We start from the raw sequence: 22,590 nt of genomic DNA, 5'->3' as shown, positions 1-22,590 counted from the left end.
GGTGGTGCCGGGATGATGAACTACGAGGACTACCACTGAGGTACCGCCCATGCTGATGCACAATCCCCCTCATCCTGGCGAGGTACTGCGAGAGCTCTGCCTTGAGCCGCTGGGACTTTCCGTTACTGCGGCGGCAGAGGCATTGGGCGTGAGCCGAAAAACGCTGAGCGCCGTGCTGAACGGCAAGGCGGGTATCAGCCCCGAGATGGCGATTCGCCTCTCCATCGCCTTCGATACCTCGGCAGAGAGCTGGCTGAACCAGCAGTCCCAGTATGAGCTTTGGCACGCCGAACAGCATCGCAAAGAGCTCAAGGTGAAGAAGCTGGTGGCGGCCTGACGTTCAGCCCACTCCGAATCCCTGAGACCTCCCAGCACGCCTATCACCGCCCGGTGGGTCAGCCTAGTGCTCAGTCGTGCCGCGCGCGGCTGTCCTCGGGGGCCTGCTCGCGGTCGTGCATGCCGTAGTCGCGGAGCACCCCGGCTACGCGCAGGCGGTAGTCGGCGAAGACTGTCTCGCGGCCCTTGGCCTGGGCGGCGCGGTGGCGCTCCACCCGTCGCCATTCGGCGATGGCTTCCTCGTCGCGCCAGAAGGAGAGCGAGAGCAGCTTGCCCGGCTGGGCCAGGCTCTCGAAGCGTTCGATGGAGATGAAGCCATCGATCTCCTCCAGCAGCGGGCGCAGGCCGGCGGCGATGTCGAGATAGTGGTCGCGCTGGTCGGGGTGGGGTACGACTTCGAAGATGACGGCAATCATGGCGGCTCCTGGTGAACGAACGCACATTGCGCCAGGACGCGCGAGGCGGCGATACCGACGCGGCCCCTGGCGGGCACTCCCACTGAACGTAACCCCACATGGCCCCCGAGTCACTCACCCAGCTCGGGGGGCTGGCGTTTGGGTGCTGCCATGATCGGGCTCGCGCCGGGGGCATCCGGCGGCGGTCAAAGCGTGCGCCAGGGGATCGGCGGGGGCGCCTGCAGGGTCTCCTTCACTGCCTTCAATGCCTGGGCCAGCGCTTCCCGCGAGCGGGCCCCGCCCAGGCAGAGCCGCACCGCCTGGGGCGCCGGCTCGCTGCCCACGCAGAAGGGCTCCGGGCCGGTCAGGCGCACGCCGCGCTCCTCCAGGGCGGCGAGCAGCTCGGCGGCGCGCAGCCCCTCCGGCAGCGACAGCCAGAGGTTGTTGCCGTGGGGCCGCCCGGTCGGGGCGTACTCCCCCAGCCACCGGCGGGCCAGGCGCTGGCGCTCGGCCTGTTCCTCGATCTGCCAGGCCAGCAGCCGCTCGGCATCGGCGCTCTCCACGCAGCGGCAGACGGCCTCCACCATCAGCGGCGGGACCATCCAGCTCTGGGCGCGCACCGCCGCGCCCAGCGGCTCCTGCAACGCCTCCGGCACCCGCAGGGCGCCGATGCGCAGCCCGCCCGCCAGCACCTTGGCGGAGCTGAAGGCGAACAGGGTGCGCTCCGGGGCCAGCCGGTAGAGCGGGGTGCCGCGCTCGGCCTCCGGCAGGTACTGCACTCCATCTTCCAGGATCCAGAACTCGTGCTGCCGGGCCAGCGTCGCCAGGCGCTCGCGCCGGTCCTCGCTCAGCACCGCGCCGGTGGGGTTGTTCTGGTCCGGCGTGACGTAGACCAGCCGCGGCGGCTGCTGGGCACACAGCCGTGCCAGGGCCTCCACATCCATGCCGGCGTCGTCCAGGGGCACCGCCAGCGTCTTGAGGTGCGCCTGGCGGGCGGCGCCGATCAGCCCGGGGTAGGTGAGGGCGTCGGCGGCGATCCGCTCGCCGGGGCGCGTCAGCGCCCGCAGCGTCAGGTCGATGCCGTGCTGGCCTCCCTGGGTGATCACCAGCGCCTCCGGCGAGACCGGCATGCCCAGGCGGGTCATCCAGGCGGCGAGGCGCTCGCGGTGCCCCGCCAGGCCGCGTTCCGGCTGATAGGCCACGGCGCGCTCCAGCGCCGTGCGATCCTCGGCGATCCCGGCCAGCGCCTGGCCCAGCAGCGAGGCGCGCAGCGCATGGGGCGGCGGCAGGCTCAGGCTGAGGTCGACCAGGCCGTCGTCCTCCGCCGAGGCGGAGGCCAGGAAGGGGGAGGCGTTCGTCTGCTCGGCGCCGCGCACATAGGTGCCGCTGCCCACCCGGGCCAAGACCCAGCCCTGACGCTCGGCCTCGGCATAGGCGCGCGACACCGTGCCCACGGTGACGCCCAGGGCATCGGCCAGGTGGCGCTGGGGCGGCAGCTGGCGGCCCGGGGGCAGCTCGCCGACCTGGATGGCCCGGGCGATCGATTCGGCGATGGCGCGGTAGCGGGGGCCCGACTCGGCGAGCTGGGGTGTCCAGATTGTCATGGTGACAATAAAACCTTTGACGCCAGGATTGTGCCCATTAAGCTGAAAATTCACAGGCTGTATCGACAATAACCCCTGAATTGTATGGGTGCAATATGCTGGAAGCGGTGGCATTCCTGGGGCCGGCGGCCCTCTACATGATCTCCATGACCATCACCCCGGGCCCCAACAACGTGATGCTCACCGCCTCCGGGGCCAACTTCGGCTTCCTGCGGACCCTGCCGCACATGCTCGGCATCCTGGGGGGCTGCTTCCTGCTGTTTGCCGGCATCGCCCTGGGGCTGGGGCTGCTCTTCGAGCGCTACCCGCTGGTGCAGACGATCCTGCGGGTGGTGGGCAGCGGCTACCTGCTCTATCTGGCCTGGCGCATCGCCACCGCACCGCCGCCGGACCTGCGTCGGCGCGGTGAGGGGCGACCGCTAAGCTTCTGGCAGGCGGCGGCCTTCCAGTTCGCCAACCCCAAGGCCTGGGTGATGGGGCTGGCGCTGATGGCAGGCTTCCTGCCCGGCGAGGGCAATACCCTGGTCAACGCCCTGCTGCTGGCCGGCTTCGCCGAGCTGGTGGCGCTGCCCTGCATCGCGCTCTGGGCGGGCTTCGGCATGGCCATCGGCCGCTGGCTCGACACGCCCCGCGCCTGGCGGATCTTCAACGGCGTGATGGGGGCGCTCACCGCCGCCTGCGTGATCTTTATCCTGGGGTAAGAGGAGGGGAGATGAAGACGATAGGGCTGATCGGCGGGATGAGCTGGGAATCGACCCAGACCTACTACCGGCTCATCAACCAGGGGGTGAAGGCGAGGCTGGGCGGGCTGCACTCCGCCCGGCTGGTGCTCTACAGCGTGGACTTCGCCGAGATCGAGGCGCTGCAGCGCCGCGGCGACTGGGCGGCCACGGCAAAGATCCTTGGCGCGGCGGCCCGCTCCCTGGCGGCGGCCGGCGCCGACTTCCTGGTGCTGTGCACCAACACCATGCACAAGGTCGCTCCGCAGCTCGAGCAGGCCGTGGACATTCCCCTGCTGCATCTCGCCGATGCCACCGCCAAGGCGCTGCACCGGCAGGGCGTGACCCGGGTGGGGCTGCTCGGCACTCGCTTCACCATGGAGCAGGCCTTCTATCGGGAGCGCCTGGAGGCGCAGGGCATCGAGGTGCTGGTTCCCGATGCCGCGCAGCGCGAGCGGGTGCACGCCGTTATCTATGACGAGCTCTGCCTCGGCGAGATCCGCGCGGACTCCAGAGCCGCCTACCTTGAGATCGTCGACTCGCTGGCCGGGCAGGGCGCCCAGGGCGTCATTCTCGGCTGCACGGAGATCGGGCTGCTGATCCAGGACGACGATACGGATGTGCCCCTCTTCGACACCACCGCCATCCACGCCGAGCAGGCGGTGGAGGAGGCGCTTGCGACCCCGGATTCATAGCACATACCGGCCAAGACCCGTCGGATCGGCCTGCATGGAAAATTCTCGCCGGCTGTCGATCTGGGCCGTCGTCGCGCGACTAGAGGGTGAGATGCCCCGGTAGCGCACCAGGGTGAATCGGCGTCGGCCACTTGGCCGTGGCCCTGTGCCTGGAGGAAAGCCACCGGGCAATACTCGACCTGCAGCCATGAGGGAGGAAACCATGACGACGATTGCCAAGAACACGATTTGCCTGTGGTACGAGCGCGATGCCGAGGAGGCGGCGAGGTTCTATGCCAGCACCTTTCCCAATTCCTCCGTCGGTGCGGTCCATCGCGCACCGGGAGACTACCCGGCGGGTAAGCAGGGGGACGTCTTGACCGTCGAGTTCACCGTGATGGGCATTCCCTGCCTGGGGCTTAACGGTGGGCCAGGCATCCAGCACAACGAGGCATTCTCGTTCCAGGTGGCTACCCAGGACCAGGCCGAGACCGACCGCTACTGGAAGGCGATCGTCGGCAATGGCGGCCAGGAGAGCGAGTGCGGCTGGTGCAAGGACAAGTGGGGCATATCCTGGCAGATTACCCCCATCGCGCTGACCAGGGCCTACACCAGCCCCGATCGCGCCGCCGCCAAGCGGGCCTTCGATGCCATGATGACGATGAGGAAAATCGACATCGCCGTGATCGAAGCGGCGGTCCGTGGCGAGAAGCCTCCGGTCTGACAGCAGCATGCCGCAAATCGTGCTGTGCGCCGCCGCTGAGCGTTGGCCCCCAAGCAAGGCTCCCGAGTCACTCACCTGGCTCGGGGGCCTTGCGTTTGGCCGCCGTGATGCTTCGGCGGCCGGCATGAGTCCCGACACCCGTTGAGCCTCACCTGCGACCAATCGTGGTGTGGCAACCATCGGTTTTGTCGCATACGCTGAATGGCCAAGGCCGCTTAGACGGCCAGGCGATATGCCACCACACGCAGCGCAGGGATGGCAGGATGCCATCACGGCTTGCCGGGTAGGGGCGGTAGCGTGCCTGGATAACTTCTCAGTTATTGAAACCCATGTAGGTAAGAGCGCGATTTATTGGCGATGCCATCTCACGGCGTCCCATGCCGGCGGGATGTCGCACACCAGCAAAAATTGGGGTCTTTCCCCGACTGGTCGCAAGTTGCTTGCGGGGCGATCGGCTCGTATTGAGCAGCCAAGATGTTTTTTTTTACTTTTAGCGCTAAGAGAGAACGAGTCGCTTCGATTTGTTGAAGGAGTCCTGACATGGGAAGTGTTAAAAATGCAAGGGAAATAATACAAAGATACTCTCACCTATCTCTGTCATGTGCTAATGAAGCTGAAACTAGGAAGAAGGTGATTGATGAGGTTCTGGAGAAAATCCTTGGCTGGACTCTAGATGATATTTCATATGAAGAGCGAGTGTCTGAAGATGGCAATACGACTTTCGCTGATTATATTATTAGAACGGCTGATACTGCGATATTAGTGGAGGCAAAAAGAGTCGGTGTGACGTTTGACACTGTTCCTGATAAGCGAAGGGCTCCTCTTACAGGCCGCCTTATGGAAGGGAGAACTGGAGAGGCTATTAAGCAAGCACGAGAGTATTGCAGAAAACAGTCTATCCCTTTTGCAGTTGTTACCAATGGTGACCAGTGGATCGTTTTTCCAGGAGTTAGAACAGATCAAGTTTCTTTTTCAGACTCAAGAGCCATAATTTTCGATTCTCTTTCTACACTTCTAGGTGAAGATCTATCTTATTTTGAAAGATTGCTTTCTAGAGAAGGTGTCATCGAAGGCAATCTGGCAGTTGAACTGTTGGGGAGGAATGAAGATCAGTTTGAAGAAAGGAGGTTGAATAAGTTTTTTTCCGGCCCAGTAAATAAAGATCCAAACCCGATTTTTCCACTCATAGAAAACGAAGTGACAACTGCCTTTTCAGAGTCTATTGTCCATGCGGATACTGATTTACTCGAAAAGTGTTATGTAAAAAATGCGGATCGCCAAAAATTTGACAATAGAATTAAAATGCATTTGCAAAAGCGAGAGCCGCTATTTTCTTCTAAGCCAAAAAGGCCAATGAGGAAAAAAGAATCAAGAGCCCTTGTTGAGTCTATTAGTTCTGCTGTACAAGCAAGCCGTCCCCTAGCCATGCTAGTTCTTGGGTCTGTTGGCACAGGAAAGACGACATTCTTGCAATATACCAGGAGAGTTTCTGCAGAAGAGTATTTCAGGAAGGATCCTGGTAAAGCTTATCCGCACTGGGTGAATATTGATTTTAGAGATTTTTCTCAAAGTGAGTCTCCTCTTGAATTTATTTATAAGGAAGTCTTTGATTATTTAAAAAAGGATGATTATTTTAAGGATTACAAAAGATCTATAGGGCCTGCATATAAAGATGAAATCGAGGCACTTCGGTCAGGGCCTATGTTCTTGGTTGCTCAGGATGAAGAGGGTTTTGATAGAAAAGTGGCTGAAATGATTATGAATGATTATAAAGCCATTTTTCCTTATGTTGATAAAGTGGTTGCTTACGGTGCGACTAAGGCGCCATTATTTCTAACAATCGATAATGTTGATCAGTTTGAAAGTGAAGAAGTTCAATCATCTATATTTTCAGACGCAATAGCTTTGGCAAGCAGGTTGAGAGTAAATTTAATAATAGCTATGCGTGAGTCTACATACGTCAACCATCGCAACTCTCCGACATTTGATGCTTTTGATTTCGACCCTGTTCATATTGAGCCACCTGAGATTTCTGCAGTTATTTCTAGAAGATTTTTCCTCACTGGACAGCTTTTAAAGGGTAAAGAAGGAGAGTTTACAGCTAGAAATGGTGCTTTGTTTAAGGTCTCAGATCTATCCGTATTTATTGATATTGTCAAAAGCTCCGTTCTTGGTACAGAAGTGGGTGAGCGGATTGATGTGTTGGCAAATAATGATGTGAGGTTGGCGCTAAGAATGACGCGAGAGTTTCTGGCTAGAGGTTATACAGACCCCGCTAAAGCTATTAGGAACTATCGGAAAGACGGCAGATATGTGCTGCCTAAACAAGAGGCATTTAAGTCAATTTTGCTAGGAAACCAATCTGTATATTCTGAAAAATACTCTGTCATAGGGAATCCTTTTGACTCTAGAATAGGGAGAAGTAATGGAGAGTTGCTTAGGCTGTATGTCCTTTCAGCCTTGGTCAAGAAGGGGAGTGAAGACGGTGAAGCCTATATTGAAGGGCCTGTCATAAGAGAGAATCTGAATGCAATAGGTTTTTCCGAATCAGATACGCTTGAAGTTCTTTCTGGGCTTTGTGATATCCGTTTTGCTCACACCCGATCCTATGGGCCTGCAGACATAAGTAGTAGTTTTTTTTCTAGCCGTCTTGGGGGCCATGTTGTGAGAAATTTGATTGGCGATTTTACGTTTATTGAAAATGTGCTAATGGATACATTTATACCAGGAAGAAGCTACTGGGAGGAGCTTAAAGAGCTCTCGAGAGAGATTTCTGACGAGAGAAATATTGTGCAAAGGATTAAGCTAAGAGCTACTAGGGCAAAGACTTTTTATAATCATATGAAAGAGCAGTATAAGCCGCTCTATGATGAGTCTGTGAGACGAGCATTAGACTCGAATTGGCTCGGTAATCCATTGATAGAAATGGAGGAAACTCTTGATAGAAATCTTGAAAAAGCTGTTAGATCAGCAAATAATCTCTATGGAGAAAATGGTAAAAGAAGGGAAAGATGACGCAGTAGCCTACTATGGCTAATATGCATGAGTATGCGGTTAGTGTTCAATTAAAAGTTGCTATGAATCCTGAATTCAAGCGATATGTACAGAGACAGTATTCACCTGACACAAGACCCGCGGGCTCCCTATAGTCAAGCAGTATTTTCTGCCGTTTTCCTGGGTTCCTTCTTCGTTGATTTGGGGAACCCCTTCTTGAAGGCGACATAGGGTGTCATCCCTTTCATATTGCGCCCTTGGTGGGGGCGCTCGGTGTTGTAGATGACGAGGTGGTCATCCAGGTCCATCTGCATCTTTTCCAGGGCCTCGTACCACTTGGTACGCCCCTGAACGCGGAAGTGCTCGTCCAACAGTGTGCGGTGCAGCCGTTCGACGAACCCATTGCTTTGTGGCCGCCGAACCTTGGTGGTGCGGTGCTCGATCTCTTCGAGCTGAAGGAACAGTTCATACGGATGCTGGCCCTTGCGTCCGCAGAATTCCCGGCCGTTGTCGCTGAGCACCGTGCTGACCTTGGCGTTGTGAGCCTCGAAGAAGGGCAGCACGTCGTTGTTGAGCACGTGGACTGCTGTGACAGGCAATTTGTTGGTGTACAGGCGGCCCCAGACATAGCGGCTGAAGCAATCGATGACAGACTGCAGATAGACCTTGCCGACCCCTTTGAGCGTGCCGACGAAGAAGGTGTCGACGGCAACCAGTTCGCCGGTGTGGTGAACCTCGATATGGCGTTCGCGGAACTCCGGACTGAAACGCTCCAGAAGACGTACCTGATCATCAGTCAGCTCGATCATCTGCTCGCGTGTGGCCCGCTCGAGCCGCAGGAGGCGCTCATGACGCGTCAGCAGGTCATGGCGCCCCCATACACCCCTGACACCGGTAGAGCTGACCTGAATACCATGTAGGGGCCATCTCTTGTGCGACTTGCACAGGGCCGTGGGTGGGGAAGGCCAGTCTGTGTTCAAGAATGGCGGTTTCGATTTCTTCGCTGACGCGATTGGGGTGCGGTCCCCGCGGCCCTGGGAGCTTGTCGATCAGCCCCTCGGAGCCGAAGGTTTGATAGTTGCGACGGATCTCATAGAACTGCTGCCGGCAATACCCCATGACCTTGCAGGCCTTGCTGACGTTCTGCAGATCCCTGGGCAGTTCTAGGAGACTGAGCTTCCGGCGTGCTACCTTTTCTTCGGTGTTCATAGTCGTTTCCTCATGGTGTTACAGCCGAGCGTCAGACACTCGCTCTATAACCCACGGGGATCGCTATGGCCACTTCGGTTTCAGTGGCCGACTGTCAGGTGAGTACCATCACATCACACATGAAGCAAGGGGGATGTGTGGAAGATGAGCCAGGATACAGGCGCAAGATGCAGAGGGATTTTATGCAGCCTACGTCCGTGACTCTGACGGAAATAAACTGGAATTTGTTGTTTGTCCTAAGTAGTTAAAGCACGCATAAAAACTCCATTAAATTCGCTCCCTTCGCTCCCTTCGCTCGCAAGCTTGCGCCCATTACGCGAGCGTTGGGCGTAAGAGGTGAGTTGGGTGATAAAATGAAGATCTTTACAATTATATTCCTAGTTCTGGTTGTTGCTGGGTGTTCAACTGCCCCCACGGGGAACGGGCTGAGCACTAATTCCCCTTTGAATTTTCAAATCGTCGAAATTGATGGGGTCACATATGCGCTAGATAAGAGAGACGGTGTCTTGTACGAGATTATTCAAACAAATAATGGCTTCGACATGTCTCGGCCAGTTGGGAAAGTGGGGTATGGAAAAAATGTTAACTGATGAAGACAAATATCACATTCGACTGGAAGAGCTGTTTCGTCAAGAAGTAAGATCTGAGCTGGCATCTCAGAGTGATGAGAGTAAGTCTTGGCACGAAAACTTGTTTGAATCTACTAGAAGTAGGTTTCTCGCAACGGCATTCGTGATTCCTTTTTTCATATGGATGCATGCGTACTTCGAGGCCGAGATTCAAGAAAGGAAGTCGGAGGCCGCCTTTGTTGAACGAATCGAATTGGAAGTTCGAGAACGAATTGCGGGGAACGCAATTCTTTTGAAACAAGAAAGCCCAATGTTTTTCACAAATATTAATGCATTCTATTTGTACCCAGAATTTAAAGGTTGGGGAGTGAGCGTGTTACTTATTGAGTTGTCGAATAAGGGCAGTTCGTTGCCAAATAAGCCGCTTGAGAAGATGGAGCAGGCGGTTAGAAGAGGAAATGCTAGTCAGGTAATGCACTCGGCTGAAGCGCTCGGCTGGATTGAGAGATAATGGCGACCAACAAATTTCTTCACGCGGAAAAACTGCTTGATAATCACCTTCGGCTTTCCTTGAAATAGCGCCGTTGTGCGCGGCATCAGGAGTGCGAGTCACTTTGAGAACAATACTTCTGGGTAATGCTGGTTCCGGCAAAAGCACGCTCGCCAGGAAAATCATGTCCAAGCAGGCTGCTGCTCGCCTGTCCCTGGACGAGGTGGCGTTTCAGGATGGGGCGGAGAGGCGCCCGCTCTCGGATAGCATTGCGGATGTGAGGCGTTTCATGGCCGATAATGAGAGCTGGATCATCGAGGGTTGCTACGCGGATATTATCGAAGCGATCTTGGGAAATTGTGAAGAGCTTATCTTTCTTAACCCGGGGGTCGATGTGTGTATCGCGCATTGCCGCGCACGGCCCTGGGAGCCGGAGAAGTTCAGCTCGAAAGAGGAGCAGGATGACAATCTCGAGAACTTGATTGAGTGGGTCGCGGCCTATGAGAGTCGCGCCGACGAGTACGGGTTGAGCCGGCACCGGGAGATTTACGACGCTTTCCCGAGGAAAAAACGGGAGCTCAACCACCCGAATGAGTACGCGTCAATCTAGCCACCACCGGCCTGGTAAGGTGTGGTGTTCTGCGGGTGTCAACGCGGACATAACCAGCGAGATGAGAAGCCCCGAGTCAGTCACCTGGCTCGGGGCTTTTGCTTGTTGGCGTTGCGATTACCTGGCGGCGAGCGCCACCCCCACCTTGGAGCGGTTGGGCCGGCCGATGGCTTGGGTGATCCAGGTGCCGGTGGCGGCCAGGGCGTCGAGGTCGATGCCGGTCTCGATGCCCAGCCCGTTGAGCAGGTAGACCACGTCTTCGCTTGCCACGTTACCGGAGGCGCCCTTGGCGTAGGGGCAGCCGCCGAGGCCGGCCACGGAGCTGTCCACCACACTGATGCCTTCCTCCAGCACCGCGTAGAGGTTGGCCAGCGCCTGGCCGTAGGTGTCGTGGAAGTGGGCGGCGAGATGGGCCATGGGCACCTCGTCGCTGACGGCCTCGAGCATGCGCTTGGCCTTGAGGGGGGTGCCGGTGCCGATGGTGTCGCCCAGGGACACCTCGTAGCAGCCCATCTCATAGAGGGCCTTGGACACCTCGGCCACCTTGGCGGGGGCAATCTCGCCCTCGTAGGGGCAGCCCAGCACGCAGGAGACGTAGCCACGCACCCGCACGCCGGCGGCCCGGGCGCGTTCCAGCACCGGCTCGAAGCGTGCCAGGGACTCGGCCACGGAGCAGTTGATGTTCTTCTGGGAGAAGGCCTCGGAGGCGGCGCCGAACACCGCCACCTCCTCGACGCCGCACTCCAGGGCCGCTTCCAGCCCCTTGAGGTTGGGGGTCAGCGCCGCGTAGGTGATGCCATCGCGGCGGCTGAGGCCGGTCATCACCTCGCGGTGGTCGGCCATCTGCGGCACCCACTTGGGCGAGACGAAGCTGGCCGCCTCGATGTAGCTGAGACCGGCCGCGCCCAGGCGGTCGATCAGCTCCAGCTTCGTGGCGGTACTGATCGGCTCGGGCTCGTTCTGCAGGCCGTCGCGGGGGCCGACCTCGACCAGGCGGACGTGTTGGGGGAATGCCATCTGTTGTCTCCAATCCTTTATTGGCCTGGTTGGGGGAGCCCGGGCCAGGGTGTTGGCAGATTCTGCGTGCGTTGCTGGCCGGCCCCTGCCGAGACGTATGGCCCGCTATGGTGCCCGTCTCTGGCAGGGGAGGCCTGCGGTCTCCTATCGCGCTGCGAGCAGCGCTCCTACGAAGGGCAGCGACAGGGGAGGCCTGCGGCCTCCTTTCGCGCTGCGAGCAGCGCTCCTACGAAGGGCAGCGCAGCCGCGAATCCCGGATTACTCCTCCGGGGCGAATTCGAGCAGCACGTCGCCCTGGCCCACGGTGTCGCCGGCGGCGAAGTGGAAGCTCGCCACGTGGCCATCGGCGGGGGCGGACATGGTGTGCTCCATCTTCATGGCTTCCATGACCATCAGCGGCATGCCCTTCTCCACCTTCTGGCCCGGCTCCACCAGCAGCGCCACCACGGTGCCGTGCATGGGGGCGGTGAGGGTGGACTCCGCCTCGTGCTGGCCGTGATCGATGGCGTCGATACGCCGCCAGAACAGGCGGGTCTCGCCGCTCGGGTCGGCCATCACCACCACGCCGTTGTCGCCCAGGCGGGCCTGCAGGCGGCGGCGGTGGCCATCCAGGGTGACCGCCACGGCGTCGCCTTCCAGGTGCTGCAGGCGGGCGGTGAGGGTGGTGTCGCCGATGGTCAGGTGCCAGGGGTCGGCGTCGGTCTCCCGGGTGCCTTCCACGATCACCACGTCATCGGCGTCCGGCGCCTGGGCGCGGGTCAGGTCGTGGCCGGTGGCGCACAGCGCGAGGCGGATGGTGTGGGGCGCATTGAGGCGGAAGCCGTCGTGGCGGTCCCAGGGGGAGTCGCTCTCGCACTCGCGGGCCAGCTGCTTGAGGCCGATCAGCGCCGCGGCGGCGTAGGCCTCGGTGGTGACCTCCTGAGTGGCGAAGAGGGTCGCCTCGTGCTTCTCGATGAAGCGGGTGTCGAGTTCGCAGGCCTTGAAGGCGGGGTGGGTGGCCAGGCGCTGCAGGAAGGCGCGGTTGGTGACCACCCCCTGCACGTCCAGGGCGGCCAGGGCGCGGTTGAGAGTGGCCAGGGCCTGGTCGCGGTCGGCACCGTGGACGATCAGCTTGGCGAGCATCGGGTCGTAGTGCATGGAGACCACGTCGCCGCTCTCCACGCCGCTGTCCAGGCGCACCTTGTTTGCGTCCAGGCCGGCGCCTTCCAGGTCCAGGGCGAAGCGGTCCAGGCGGCCGGTGGCGGGCAGGAAGTCCTGCTCCGGGTCCTCGGCGTAGAGGCGCGCCTCGAAGCTGTGGCCGGTGATGGTCAGCTCGTCCTGGGCCAGCGGCAGCCGCTCGCCCATGGCCACGCGCAGCTGCCACTCGACCAGGTCCTGGCCGGTGATCATCTCGGTGACCGGGTGCTCCACCTGCAGGCGGGTGTTCATCTCCATGAAGAAGAAGGAGCCGTCCGCATCCAGCAGGAACTCCACGGTGCCGGCGCCCACGTAGCCGATCTCCTTGGCGGCGCGCACGGCCGCCTCGCCCATCTCGCGGCGCAGCGCGTCGGTCATGCCCGGGGCCGGGGCCTCCTCCAGCACCTTCTGGTGGCGGCGCTGCACGGAGCAGTCGCGCTCGAACAGATAGACGCCGTTGCCGTGGCGGTCGCAGAACACCTGGACCTCCACGTGGCGCGGCTGGGTCAGGTACTTCTCGATCAGCATGCGCTGGTCGCCGAAGGCGGCCTGGGACTCGCGGCGGCAGCCGTCCAGGGCGGCCTGGAAGCCCGCGGCGGACTCGACCACGCGCATGCCCTTGCCGCCGCCGCCGGCGCTGGCCTTGAGCAGTACCGGGTAGCCGATCTTGTCGGCCTCGGCCTTGAGCAGGGCGTCATCCTGGTCGTCGCCGTGGTAGCCCGGCACCAGGGGGACGCCGGCGTGGGCCATGCGCGCCTTGGCGGCGGACTTGTCGCCCATGGCGGCGATGGCCGAGGCGGGCGGGCCGACGAAGATGATGCCGGCCTGCTCCAGGGCGTCCACGAAGGGGCCATTCTCGGAGAGGAAGCCGTAGCCGGGGTGGATGGCGCCGGCGCCGGTGCGGCGCGCCGCCTCGATCACCGCCTCGACCTTGAGGTAGCTGTCGCGGGCGGCGGCGGGGCCCAGGCGCACGGCCTCGTCGGCCTCGCGCACGTGGCGGGCGTTGGCGTCGGCGTCGGAGTAGACGGCCACGGTGCGCAGGCCCATGGCGCGCGCTGTACGCATCACCCGGCAGGCGATCTCGCCGCGGTTGGCGACCAGCAGGGTATCGAATTTGGTCATGTCAGGGCTCATGAGCGAGGCTCCGTGGCGGTCTTGTCGCTATCGTTTGTCCAGGCGGGGCGGCGCTTCTCGAAGAAGCTGGCCAGGCCCTCCTGGCCCTCGGCGCTGACGCGCAGCTCGCTGATCACCCGGCAGGTGTGCTCCCGGGTGGCCTTGCTGTCGGGTTCCCGGGCCACCTCGGCGAGCAGCGCCTTGGTGGCGCGCTGGGCCTGGGGCGAGCCGGCCAGCAGGATGTCGAGCATCGCCTCCACGGCGGCGTCGAGCTCGTCATGGGCGGCGAGGCGATGCACCAGGCCCAGCGCCAGGGCGGTGGTGGCGTCCATCACCTCGGCGGTCAGCGCGTAGCGGCGCATCTGGCGCTCCCCCAGGGCACGCTGGACGTAGGGGCTGATCACCGCCGGCGACAGGCCGATCTTCACCTCGGAGAGGCAGAACTTCGCCTTCTCGGAGGCGACGACGATGTCGCAGCAGGCGGCCAGGCCCACGGCGCCGCCGAAGGCGGCCCCCTGCACGCGGCAGAGGGTGGGGCAGGGCAGGGTGTCGAGCCCGTGCATCAGGGCGGCGAGCTTGCGCGAATCGGCCAGGTTGCCATCGAAGTCGTACTCGACCATGCGCTTCATCCAGCCGAGGTCGGCCCCGGCCGAGAAGCTCTTGCCCTCGGAGCCCAGCACCACCGCGCGCACCTCGCCGTGGCCGGCGGCCACGTGCAGCCGCTCCAGGTGGGCGTTGAGCTCGGCGATCAGGCTGTCGTCGAAGGCGTTGTGGACCTCGGGGCGCTCCAGCGTCAGCCAGGCGATGCCGCGGTCGTCGAGCTCCAGCCGGGAGTAGGTCTGTTGCGTTGCCATGGGTGCCATCCTCCCTTACATCCGGAACACGCCGAACTTGGTCTCTTCGACCTCGGCATTCATCGCCGCGGCCAGCGACAGGCCCAGCACGTCGCGGGTCTGGGCCGGGTCGATGACCCCGTCGTCCCACAGCCGGGCGCTGGCGTAGTAGGGGTGGCCCTGGTGCTCGTACTGCTCGCGGGTGGGCTGCTTGAAGGCCTCTTCCTGCTCCTTCGTCCACTCGGCGCCCTCGCGCTCGATCTGCTCGCGCTTGACCTGGGCCAGCACGCCGGCGGCTTGTTCACCCCCCATGACGGAAATTCTGGCATTCGGCCACATGAACAGCAGGTTGGGATCGTAGGCGCGGCCGCACATGCCGTAGTTGCCGGCGCCGAAGCTGCCGCCGATCAGCACGGTGAACTTGGGCACGCGGGCACAGGCCACCGCGGTCACCAGCTTGGCGCCGTGCTTGGCGATGCCCTCGTGCTCGTACTTGGAGCCCACCATAAAGCCGGTAATGTTCTGCAGGAAGATCAGCGGGATCTTGCGCTGGGCGCAGAGCTCGATGAAGTGCGCGCCCTTGACGGCGCTCTCGGAGAACAGCACGCCGTTGTTGGCGACGATACCCACCGGGTAGCCGTGGATATGCGCGAAGCCGGTCACCAGGGTGTCGCCGTAGTAGCGCTTGAACTCGTCGAAGTCGGAGTCGTCGACGATGCGGGCGATCACCTCGCGCACGTCGTAGGGCTTCTTGAGGTCGGTGCCGACGATGCCGTAGATCTCGCTGGGGTCGAGCTTGGGCGGTTTGGGCGCCTGCATCCTGAGCTGGCCGCGCTTCTGCCAGTTGAGCCGCGACACGCTGGCCCGGGCCAGCTGCAGGGCGTGGGCGTCGTTCTCGGCGTAGTGGTCGGCCACGCCGCTGATCTTGGCGTGGACGTCGGCGCCGCCCAGGTCCTCGGCGCTGATGCTCTCGCCGGTGGCGGCCTTCACCAGGGGAGGGCCGCCCAGGAAGATGGTGCCCTGCTCGCGGACGATGATCGACTCGTCGGCCATGGCCGGCACGTAGGCGCCGCCCGCGGTGCAGGAGCCCATGACCACGGCGATCTGCGGGATCCCCTCGGCGGACAGCGTCGCCTGGTTGTAGAAGATGCGGCCGAAGTGGTCGCGGTCGGGGAAGACCTCGTCCTGGCGGGGCAGGAAGGCGCCGCCGGAGTCGACCAGGTAGATGCACGGCAGGCGGTGCTTGCGGGCGATCTCCTGGGCGCGGATGTGCTTCTTCACGGTGAGCGGGAAGTAGGTGCCGCCCTTGACGGTGGCGTCGTTGGCGACGATCACGCACTCGACGCCCGAGACGCGGCCGATGCCGGTTACCACGCCGGCGGCGGGGATCGCCGAGTCGTAGACATCAAAGGCGGCCAGGGCCGAGAACTCGAGGAAGGGCGAGCCCTCGTCGATCAGGTGGTCGATGCGGTCGCGCACGAACAGCTTGCCGCGGGACTCGTGACGGGCGCGGGCCTTCTCGCCGCCGCCCTGGGCGATGGCCGCGGTCAGCTCGCGAAGCTTCATCACCTCGGCACGCATCGACGCCTCGTTGGCCTGGAAGCCGTCGCTGCGCGGATTGATCTGGGTCTGCAGGATGCTCATCTTGGATCCCTTGAAGTCTTGTACCAACGCCTCACAGGCGAATGGTAGGAGCGCTGCTTGCAGCGCGATTGGGCAACATTGCCATCGCCTTGCCAGCAAGGCTCCTACGGTGAGAGGCCGCGCATCAGGCAGATTCGTTGAACAGCTCGCGGCCGATCAGCATGCGGCGGATCTCGCTGGTGCCGGCGCCGATCTCGTAGAGCTTGGCGTCGCGCAGCAGGCGCCCGGTGGGGTACTCGTTGATGTAGCCGTTGCCGCCCAGCAGCTGGATGGCGTCCAGGGCGACCTGGGTGGCCTTCTCCGCGCAGTAGAGGATCACGCCAGCGGCGTCCTTGCGGGAGGTCTGACCGCGGTCGCAGCCGGCGGCCACGGCATAGAGGTAGGCGCGGCAGGCGTTCAGGGTGGTGTACATGTCGGCCACCTTGCCCTGCACCAGCTGGAACTCGCCGATGGACTGGTTGAACTGCTTACGCTCGTGGATGTAGGGCACCACGATGTCCATGGCGGCCTGCATGATGCCGATGGGGCCGGCGGCCAGCACGGTGCGCTCGTAGTCGAGGCCGCTCATCAGCACGCGCACGCCCTTGCCCACGTCGCCCAGCACGTTCTCTTCCGGCACCTCGCAGTCCTGGAACACCAGCTCGCAGGTGTTGGAGCCGCGCATGCCGAGCTTGTCGAGCTTCTGGGCGGTGGAGAAGCCGGGCATGCCCTTCTCGATGATGAAGGCGGTGATGCCCTTGGAGCCCGCCTCCGGGTCGGTCTTGGCGTAGACCACCAGCACGTCGGCGTCGGGGCCGTTGGTGATCCACATCTTGTTGCCGTTGAGCACGTAGCGGTCGCCGCGCTTCTCGGCGCGCAGCTTCATGGAGACCACGTCGGAACCGGCGCCCGGCTCGGACATGGCCAGCGCGCCGACGTGCTCGCCGGTCATCAGCTTGGGCAGGTACTTGGCCTTCTGCTCGGGGCTGGCGTTGATCTTGAGCTGGTTGACGCAGAGGTTGGAGTGGGCGCCGTAGGAGAGGCCCACGGAGGCGCTGGCCCGGGAGATCTCCTCCATGGCGATACAGTGCGCCAGGTAGCCCATGCCGGTGCCGCCATCCTCCTCGGAGACGGTGATGCCGAGCAGGCCCATGTCGCCGAACTTCTGCCAGAGGTCGTTGGGGAACTCGTTCTTCTCGTCGATCTCGGCGGCGCGCGGGGCGATCTCGTCGCGGGCGAAGGCGTTCACCTGGTCGCGCAGCATGTTCAGTTCGTCGTCGAGGCCGAAGTCGAGGGGCTTGAAGGGCGTATGCATGAGCGGGGCTCCGTTCTTGTCGGGAGTCGTGGCGCTCCGGCTCCGTGGCGGGAGGGGGGCGCGCACGACGGGTCGCGTCGGGTGGTGAAACCGTAATGGCACAAGACTAGGTCAGGTTGACGTTAACGTAAAGTGCAGCCTATCCCGGCTTCGACGAATGTCGAATCGGCGGCCGACGGGCGAGGGGAGATGACAGGGCGTTAACGGCAGCGGGGCAGCCGCGAGGGCTGCCCCGGGACGGGCCAGGCGGGGTTACACGGCTAGGCGGCCAGCCAGGTGATCAGCTGGTGGTAGAGGGGGATGCCCAGGATCACGTTGAGCGGGAAGGTGAAGCCCAGGGCGGCCAGCATCGCCAGGCCGATATTGGCCTGGGGAATGGCGGTGCGCATGGCGGCCGGGGCGGCGATATAGGAGGCGCTGGCGGCCAGTGCGGTGAGGATCAAGAGCGAGCCGGCGGGCAGGCCGAGGGCCAGGCCGACGGCCAGGCCGGCCAGCGACAGCACCGGCGGAGCGACCAGGGCGAAGGTGAGCAGCCGCCAGTGGAACCAGGGAATGGGGCGCAGGGTGTCCGCGGCGGTCAGGCCCATCTGCAGCAGGAAGAGGGCGAGCACGGCGTGGAAGGCGCTGGTGAAGAGCTCGGTGACGTTGGCGCCCTCCTGGGGGCCGTACATGGCACCGATCACTGCGCCGCCGGCCAGCAGGATCACCCCGCGGTTGGTCAGCGTCTCGTGCCAGATCCCCTGCATCGCTTCCCCGGCGGCCTTGCCCGCATGGCGGCGGTAGAGGGCGATGGCGACCATGATCGCCGGCAGCTCCATCATCACCAGGTACAGGGTGACCTCGGCGCCGATGGGCAGGCCGCGCCCCTCGGCGAAGGCCAGGGCCACGGCGAAGGTGCCGGCGCTCACCGAGCCGTAGTGGGCGGCGATGCTGGCGCTGTCGGCGGCGTTGAGGCGCACCAGGCGACGCAGCACCGGCATCAGGGCCAGCGGGATCAGCGCACCCAGCGCGGCGACGGCGACCAGCTCCGGCACGAGCGACCAGCCGAGGTTGCCGTAGAGCGACATGCCGCCCTTGAGGCCGATGGTCAGCATCAGCAGCAGGCTCAGGGTGTCGTAGGCGGCCTTGGGGATGGTCAGGTCCGACTTCAGCACGCCGGCCACCAGGCCGAGCAGGAAGAACATCACCACGATATCGGGCATGGGGGACTCTCACGGTCGGGGTCAGGAAACGCCAGGGATTGTGCGGAGTCGATGGTATTGATACCAATTGTGTTGCTTGCAATGCAGTATAGATGATCATCTATATCCCGGGGTCGCCATGAACATTCGACACCTCACCTTCCGGCTGCTGCAGGTCTATGTGGCGGTGGTCCGCAGCGGGTCGATCAGCGAGGCGGCGCGGCAGCTCCACCTGACCCAGCCCACCGTCTCGCTGCAGCTCAAGCGCCTGGCGGAGACCCTGGGCGAGCCGCTGCTGGAGACCCGCCAGGGGCGGCAGGTCCCCACCGAGGCGGGCGGCGAACTCTACCGCGCCAGCCGCGAGGTGCTGGGGCGCTTCGCCGACCTGGACGACTACCTCTCGGCGCTGCGTGGCGGCGAGCGAGGGCGCTTCTCCATCGCCCTGGTCAATACCGCCCAGTACGTGCTGCCGCGGCTGCTTGGCCCCTACAGCCAGGCCTTCCCGGAGGTCGACGTCACGGTGCATTTCGGCAACCGGCGCCAGATGCTCACCCGCTTCGAGCGCCAGGAGGATGACCTCTACGTCTTCAGCCACCCGCCGTCGCTTGCCCACGCCCTGGCCGGGCGCTTCCTGCGCAACCCGCTGGTGGCGGTGGCCCCGCGGGGCCATCCCCTGGCCGGGCGCGAGCGCATCGCCATGAATGAGCTGCTGGGTGAGCGCTTCCTGCTGCGCGAGCCGGGCTCGGCCACCCGCATGCTGTTCGAGAGCTGGCTCCAGGAGCAGGGGCTGACCCTGGGCCCGACCCTGCAGATGGCCAGCAACGAGGCGATCCGGGTGGGCGTGGCGGCGGGCATGGGGCTGGCCGTGCTCTCCGAGCACGTGCTGCCGCCGGAGCACCCGGACCTGGTAATCCTGCCGGTGGCGGGACTGCCCATCGAGAGCCACTGGCAGTTCATCGTGCGCCGCGACCGGCGACTCTCCCATGCGGCGCTGGGATTCCTGCGCTTCGCCGAGGGGCACCTGGGCGAGTGCGTGGAGCCGCGTTTCCTCAGCAACGCGCTCGATGACCTGCTGCGGCGGCTCGACGCCGCCGCGGGGGGCGCCGCCCCGGGGTCAGACCCTTAAGGGAAATTAAGAGTCTGACCCCGGCTGGAGCGGTTGGCGGTGGCGGCTGGCGTCCCTGGCGTTGGCTGGGCGTCGTTACCCTCCCGAAGCACGCGTGATAGCCTGCGTTTCCAGCCAGCCTGCCTGCTTTCACGTCAGGCTGGGAGAGATGACCGGCCTCGGTCAACTGCCACACATCAACGGGTGTTCTGCCATGGCCCAGGTCCTCTCGACGGCTTCCGGAATTGCAGAGGCAGAAGCCTATCAGGGCAAGGTCCTCGGCGCGGTGTCACGCACCTTTGCCTTCACCATCCCCCAGCTTCCGGCCGACCTGCGCAAGGTCGTGACCAATGCCTACCTGCTCTGCCGCATTGCCGACACCCTGGAGGACGAGCCCGCGCTTTCCGCGGTTCAGAAGGCCCTCCTGCAGGAACGGTTCCTGGCGGTGCTGAGAGGGGAGGCGAAGGCCTGGGATTTCGCCACGCAGGTCACGCCGCTGCTCTCGCCGGCCACGTCGCCGGATGAGCGAGAGTTGATGGCCAATACGCCACTGGTCGTCCGCTGCACCCACAGTCTCGATGCGCCCCAGCAGCAGGCGCTGGTCAAGTGTGTGAGCATCATGTGCCGGGGCATGAGCCACTACCAGGACAGTGCCAGCCTGGAGGGCCTGGCGGACCTGGGCGAGGTGGACCGCTATTGCTACCACGTGGCAGGCGTCGTGGGCGAGATGCTCACCGAGCTGTTCTGCGAGCACTCCGGCGCCATGCGTGAGAAGCGCGCCGAGCTGCTGGCCCTGGCGCCTTCGTTCGGAGAGGGTCTGCAGCTCACCAATATCCTCAAGGACCTCTGGGACGATCGGCAACGTGGCGTCTGCTGGCTGCCGCGCCGGGAGTTTCGAGAGCTCGGCGTGGACGTGGCGAGCCTGGCGCCGGGGCGCAGTGATCCGGCGTTCGCCGCGGCACTGCGCTACCTGGTCGGTGTCGCGCATGCCCATCTGCGCAATGCCTTTCGCTACACCCTGATGGTTCCCGCGGAAGAAGCGGGGATCCGGCGGTTCTGCCTATGGGCCATCGGCCTGGCCGTGCTCACCCTCCGGCGGATAGCGGCCCGGCCGACCTATTGCACGGGGCGGGAGGTCAAGGTGTCACGTCGCACGGTCAAGGCCGCCATCGCGAGTACCCGCCTGGCGGCACGTCATGATGGGACGCTCAGGCTGCTGTTTGGCGGTGTGACCCGGGGGTTGCCGCTCAGCCCGCTTTCGGGCTCGCCCCAGGCACTGAGCGCATGGGCTGCCGAGCCCTCCGGTGGTGAGGGCTTTGCTGCAGGATGTCCTGGCCTTCGGTCAGGCAACGGCAAGGAGTAGACAGTGATATGGCGATGGAGGTGACCCCTTGATCAGTACAGGCTCAGGCGAGCGCGACGAGACCGTTTCCTTCGATGACGAGGAGCTGATCCTGGTCGATGACGAGGACCGGGAGCTGGGGCATCTGGACAAGGCCAGGTGTCACGAAGGAAGCGGTGTGCTGCATCGCGCCTTCTCGCTGTTCGTCTTCAATCAACAGGGGGAGCTGCTTCTGCAGCAGCGGGCGGAAGGCAAGCGGCTGTGGTCGCGCTACTGGTCCAACAGCTGCTGCAGTCATCCACGCCGCGGCGAGCCCATGGAGGAGGCGATCCACCGGCGACTGTGGCAGGAGGTCGGCATCGAGGCGCAGCTCGCCTTCCTCTACAAGTTCCGCTACCAGGCCCAGTACGACTCGAGCGGCGCCGAGCATGAGCTCTGCTGGGTCTACCTGGGGACCAGTGACGAGGAGCCGCGCCCCAACCGTCAGGAAATTGCCGACTGGCGCTGGATATCACCCGCCAGGCTCGATGCCGAGTTGGCCGCTCATCCGGAACACTTTACGCCCTGGTTCAAGATGGAGTGGGCGCGATTACGCGGCGAGTTTGCGGCTCAGCTCGAGACCTATACCCGATAGGCGCGACGGCCGATCACGGCCCCTTGACGGCCCGGCCGGGCCTAGTGTGACCGGGCGTGGCCGGGCACCTGCGGGTCGGCGGATGAGGCGATGTCATCCTCGGATCAGTCGGCCCGGGCGTTCGGGAAGAACAGCGGCTGGCCATTGACGGTGAAGTCGGCGATGGCTCGCTGGCCCTCCTCGGAGAGCAGCCAGTGGTGCCACTGCCCGGCCAGGTCGTGCTTCAGGTGGGGGTGGCGCTCGGGGTCGATGAGCAGGCTGCCGTAGGGGTTGAAGAGCGCCTCGTCGCCCTCGAAGAGCAGGGTGAGGTCCTGGCGATTCTCGAAGGCGACCCAGGTGGCGCGGTCGCTCATCACGTAGGCGTCCATGGCGGCGGCGGTGTTCAGCGTCGGGCCCATGCCGCTGCCCAGCTCGCGGTACCAGGCGCCGCCTGGTTCGATGCCGGTGGCCTCCCACAGCCGCTGTTCGGCGCGGTGGGTGCCGCTGTCGTCGCCCCGGGAGGCGAAGGGGGCCTCGACCTCGGCGATCCGCGCCAGGGCCTCGCCGATGCTCTCCGCCTCGCCGACGCCGGCGGGGTCCCCGGCGGGGCCGATCAGCACGAAGTCGTTAACCATGACGTCGGCGCGCTCGGTGCCGTAGCCCTCCGCAATAAACGTCTCCTCACCGGCGGTGTCGTGGACCAGCAGGGCGTCGGCGTCGCCGCGGCGGGCGATCTCGAAGGCCTGGCCGGTGCCCACGGCCACCACGCGCACCTCGATGCCGGTGGCCGAGGTGAACCGCGGGATGATGGCGTCGAACAGGCCCGAGGCCTCGGTGGAGGTGGTGGAGGCCAGCACGATGTAGTCGTCGCTGGCCTGGGCCAGGCCGGTGCCGGAGAGGGCCGCCAGGGTCAGGGCGAGCGTGGCGAAGGGGCGTGGGGGCATGCTG

19 protein-coding genes and 1 pseudogene are annotated in these 22,590 nt (G+C 63.5%); 10 read left to right on the top strand and 10 right to left on the bottom strand.

Translation table 11 applies throughout. The features are described from left to right. Positions 1-49: 49 nt before the first annotated feature. The gene (locus tag NFC98_RS10785; protein ID WP_026596149.1) at positions 50-337 is read left to right on the top strand and encodes a HigA family addiction module antitoxin; all 288 of its coding nucleotides are present in this window, start codon (positions 50-52) and stop codon (positions 335-337) included. Between the two features lie 70 nt (positions 338-407). On the opposite strand, the gene NFC98_RS10780 is transcribed toward NFC98_RS10785, so the two are convergent. Continuing rightward, the gene (locus tag NFC98_RS10780) at positions 408-752 is read right to left on the bottom strand and encodes an antibiotic biosynthesis monooxygenase (protein WP_254274989.1); all 345 of its coding nucleotides are present in this window, start codon (positions 750-752) and stop codon (positions 408-410) included. A gap of 185 nt (positions 753-937) precedes the next feature. Next, positions 938-2,335, bottom strand: coding sequence for a PLP-dependent aminotransferase family protein (locus NFC98_RS10775; protein WP_254274988.1), 1,398 nt, complete (start codon positions 2,333-2,335; stop codon positions 938-940). A 95-nt stretch (positions 2,336-2,430) separates the two neighbouring features. Between NFC98_RS10775 and NFC98_RS10770 the strand changes: the two genes are divergently transcribed. The 4 genes from NFC98_RS10770 to NFC98_RS10755 all read left to right on the top strand — a co-directional run bounded on the left by NFC98_RS10770 (position 2,431) and on the right by NFC98_RS10755 (position 7,467). Beyond that, the gene (locus tag NFC98_RS10770) at positions 2,431-3,036 is read left to right on the top strand and encodes a LysE family translocator (RefSeq protein ID WP_254274987.1); all 606 of its coding nucleotides are present in this window, start codon (positions 2,431-2,433) and stop codon (positions 3,034-3,036) included. 11 nt (positions 3,037-3,047) lie between these two features. Further along, positions 3,048-3,749 (top strand): aspartate/glutamate racemase family protein, encoded by a 702-nt coding sequence (locus NFC98_RS10765; RefSeq protein WP_254274986.1) that lies wholly within the window; start codon positions 3,048-3,050, stop codon positions 3,747-3,749. A 202-nt stretch (positions 3,750-3,951) separates the two neighbouring features. After that, on the top strand, positions 3,952-4,452 hold the full coding sequence (locus tag NFC98_RS10760) for a VOC family protein (protein ID WP_254274985.1): 501 nt from the start codon (positions 3,952-3,954) through the stop codon (positions 4,450-4,452). 540 nt (positions 4,453-4,992) lie between these two features. Beyond that, positions 4,993-7,467, top strand: a complete 2,475-nt coding sequence (locus tag NFC98_RS10755; protein WP_254274984.1) for a P-loop NTPase fold protein — start codon at positions 4,993-4,995, stop codon at positions 7,465-7,467. Between the two features lie 134 nt (positions 7,468-7,601). Here the strand turns inward: NFC98_RS10755 and NFC98_RS10750 are convergent. Further along, positions 7,602-8,655 (bottom strand): annotated as a pseudogene (locus NFC98_RS10750) (IS481 family transposase). Between the two features lie 570 nt (positions 8,656-9,225). Between NFC98_RS10750 and NFC98_RS10745 the strand changes: the two are divergent. Together NFC98_RS10745 and NFC98_RS10740 are read left to right on the top strand one after the other, a co-directional pair. Beyond that, complete coding sequence (locus tag NFC98_RS10745; RefSeq protein ID WP_254274983.1) at positions 9,226-9,735, top strand: hypothetical protein; 510 nt, start codon at positions 9,226-9,228, stop codon at positions 9,733-9,735. Between the two features lie 163 nt (positions 9,736-9,898). Continuing rightward, positions 9,899-10,324: a hypothetical protein gene (locus NFC98_RS10740; RefSeq protein ID WP_254274982.1), complete on the top strand. Its 426-nt coding sequence runs from the start codon at positions 9,899-9,901 to the stop codon at positions 10,322-10,324. A 117-nt stretch (positions 10,325-10,441) separates the two neighbouring features. On the opposite strand, the gene NFC98_RS10735 is transcribed toward NFC98_RS10740, so the two are convergent. The 6 genes from NFC98_RS10735 to NFC98_RS10710 form a co-directional block, all read right to left on the bottom strand. Further along, complete coding sequence (locus tag NFC98_RS10735) at positions 10,442-11,341, bottom strand: hydroxymethylglutaryl-CoA lyase (protein ID WP_254274981.1); 900 nt, start codon at positions 11,339-11,341, stop codon at positions 10,442-10,444. Between the two features lie 258 nt (positions 11,342-11,599). Next, the gene (locus NFC98_RS10730) at positions 11,600-13,639 is read right to left on the bottom strand and encodes an acetyl/propionyl/methylcrotonyl-CoA carboxylase subunit alpha (protein WP_254274980.1); all 2,040 of its coding nucleotides are present in this window, start codon (positions 13,637-13,639) and stop codon (positions 11,600-11,602) included. Between the two features lie 8 nt (positions 13,640-13,647). After that, a complete protein-coding gene (locus NFC98_RS10725; protein ID WP_254274979.1) occupies positions 13,648-14,484 on the bottom strand; it encodes an enoyl-CoA hydratase-related protein in 837 nt (278 codons plus the stop codon). Positions 14,485-14,499: 15 nt separating this feature from the next. Further along, on the bottom strand, positions 14,500-16,107 hold the full coding sequence (locus NFC98_RS10720; protein ID WP_254274978.1) for a carboxyl transferase domain-containing protein: 1,608 nt from the start codon (positions 16,105-16,107) through the stop codon (positions 14,500-14,502). Positions 16,108-16,231: 124 nt separating this feature from the next. After that, positions 16,232-17,401: an isovaleryl-CoA dehydrogenase gene (locus NFC98_RS10715; RefSeq protein WP_254274977.1), complete on the bottom strand. Its 1,170-nt coding sequence runs from the start codon at positions 17,399-17,401 to the stop codon at positions 16,232-16,234. Between the two features lie 260 nt (positions 17,402-17,661). Then, on the bottom strand, positions 17,662-18,603 hold the full coding sequence (locus NFC98_RS10710) for a sodium-dependent bicarbonate transport family permease (protein WP_254274976.1): 942 nt from the start codon (positions 18,601-18,603) through the stop codon (positions 17,662-17,664). Positions 18,604-18,721: 118 nt separating this feature from the next. Here NFC98_RS10710 and NFC98_RS10705 point away from each other — a divergent pair, with 118 nt between their 5' ends. The 3 genes from NFC98_RS10705 (at position 18,722) to idi (ending at position 21,663) form a co-directional block, all read left to right on the top strand. Continuing rightward, on the top strand, positions 18,722-19,708 hold the full coding sequence (locus NFC98_RS10705) for a LysR family transcriptional regulator (protein ID WP_254274975.1): 987 nt from the start codon (positions 18,722-18,724) through the stop codon (positions 19,706-19,708). Between the two features lie 193 nt (positions 19,709-19,901). Next, positions 19,902-21,050: a phytoene/squalene synthase family protein gene (locus NFC98_RS10700; RefSeq protein ID WP_254274974.1), complete on the top strand. Its 1,149-nt coding sequence runs from the start codon at positions 19,902-19,904 to the stop codon at positions 21,048-21,050. 28 nt (positions 21,051-21,078) lie between these two features. Then, positions 21,079-21,663, top strand: a complete 585-nt coding sequence (gene idi / locus NFC98_RS10695; RefSeq protein ID WP_254274973.1) for an isopentenyl-diphosphate Delta-isomerase — start codon at positions 21,079-21,081, stop codon at positions 21,661-21,663. Between the two features lie 104 nt (positions 21,664-21,767). Here idi and NFC98_RS10690 read toward each other — a convergent pair whose 3' ends face one another. After that, positions 21,768-22,586, bottom strand: coding sequence for a substrate-binding domain-containing protein (locus NFC98_RS10690; RefSeq protein ID WP_254274972.1), 819 nt, complete (start codon positions 22,584-22,586; stop codon positions 21,768-21,770). Positions 22,587-22,590 lie beyond the last annotated feature (4 nt).

The sequence above is a fragment of the Halomonas sp. 3H genome, assembly GCF_024206005.1.
Classification (GTDB): domain Bacteria; phylum Pseudomonadota; class Gammaproteobacteria; order Pseudomonadales; family Halomonadaceae; genus Halomonas; species Halomonas campaniensis.
Note: the sequence above shows the minus strand (reverse complement) of the source record. Positions and strands in the feature narration are given on the sequence as shown.

Excerpts from the sequence above, each read along its gene's own strand:
- NFC98_RS10785 (WP_026596149.1), top strand. The coding sequence starts at position 50 with ATGCTGATGCACAATCCCCCTCATCCTGGCGAGGTACTGCGAGAGCTC.
- NFC98_RS10700 (WP_254274974.1), top strand. The coding sequence starts at position 19,902 with ATGGCCCAGGTCCTCTCGACGGCTTCCGGAATTGCAGAGGCAGAAGCC.
- NFC98_RS10690 (WP_254274972.1), bottom strand. The coding sequence starts at position 22,586 with ATGCCCCCACGCCCCTTCGCCACGCTCGCCCTGACCCTGGCGGCCCTC.
- NFC98_RS10715 (WP_254274977.1), bottom strand. The coding sequence starts at position 17,401 with ATGCATACGCCCTTCAAGCCCCTCGACTTCGGCCTCGACGACGAACTG.
- NFC98_RS10705 (WP_254274975.1), top strand. The coding sequence starts at position 18,722 with ATGAACATTCGACACCTCACCTTCCGGCTGCTGCAGGTCTATGTGGCG.
- NFC98_RS10735 (WP_254274981.1), bottom strand. The coding sequence starts at position 11,341 with ATGGCATTCCCCCAACACGTCCGCCTGGTCGAGGTCGGCCCCCGCGAC.
- NFC98_RS10780 (WP_254274989.1), bottom strand. The coding sequence starts at position 752 with ATGATTGCCGTCATCTTCGAAGTCGTACCCCACCCCGACCAGCGCGAC.
- NFC98_RS10765 (WP_254274986.1), top strand. The coding sequence starts at position 3,048 with ATGAAGACGATAGGGCTGATCGGCGGGATGAGCTGGGAATCGACCCAG.
- NFC98_RS10775 (WP_254274988.1), bottom strand. The coding sequence starts at position 2,335 with ATGACAATCTGGACACCCCAGCTCGCCGAGTCGGGCCCCCGCTACCGC.
- NFC98_RS10730 (WP_254274980.1), bottom strand. The coding sequence starts at position 13,639 with ATGACCAAATTCGATACCCTGCTGGTCGCCAACCGCGGCGAGATCGCC.
- NFC98_RS10755 (WP_254274984.1), top strand. The coding sequence starts at position 4,993 with ATGGGAAGTGTTAAAAATGCAAGGGAAATAATACAAAGATACTCTCAC.
- NFC98_RS10720 (WP_254274978.1), bottom strand. The coding sequence starts at position 16,107 with ATGAGCATCCTGCAGACCCAGATCAATCCGCGCAGCGACGGCTTCCAG.
- NFC98_RS10770 (WP_254274987.1), top strand. The coding sequence starts at position 2,431 with ATGCTGGAAGCGGTGGCATTCCTGGGGCCGGCGGCCCTCTACATGATC.
- NFC98_RS10760 (WP_254274985.1), top strand. The coding sequence starts at position 3,952 with ATGACGACGATTGCCAAGAACACGATTTGCCTGTGGTACGAGCGCGAT.
- NFC98_RS10725 (WP_254274979.1), bottom strand. The coding sequence starts at position 14,484 with ATGGCAACGCAACAGACCTACTCCCGGCTGGAGCTCGACGACCGCGGC.
- NFC98_RS10710 (WP_254274976.1), bottom strand. The coding sequence starts at position 18,603 with ATGCCCGATATCGTGGTGATGTTCTTCCTGCTCGGCCTGGTGGCCGGC.
- NFC98_RS10745 (WP_254274983.1), top strand. The coding sequence starts at position 9,226 with ATGGAAAAAATGTTAACTGATGAAGACAAATATCACATTCGACTGGAA.
- NFC98_RS10740 (WP_254274982.1), top strand. The coding sequence starts at position 9,899 with ATGTCCAAGCAGGCTGCTGCTCGCCTGTCCCTGGACGAGGTGGCGTTT.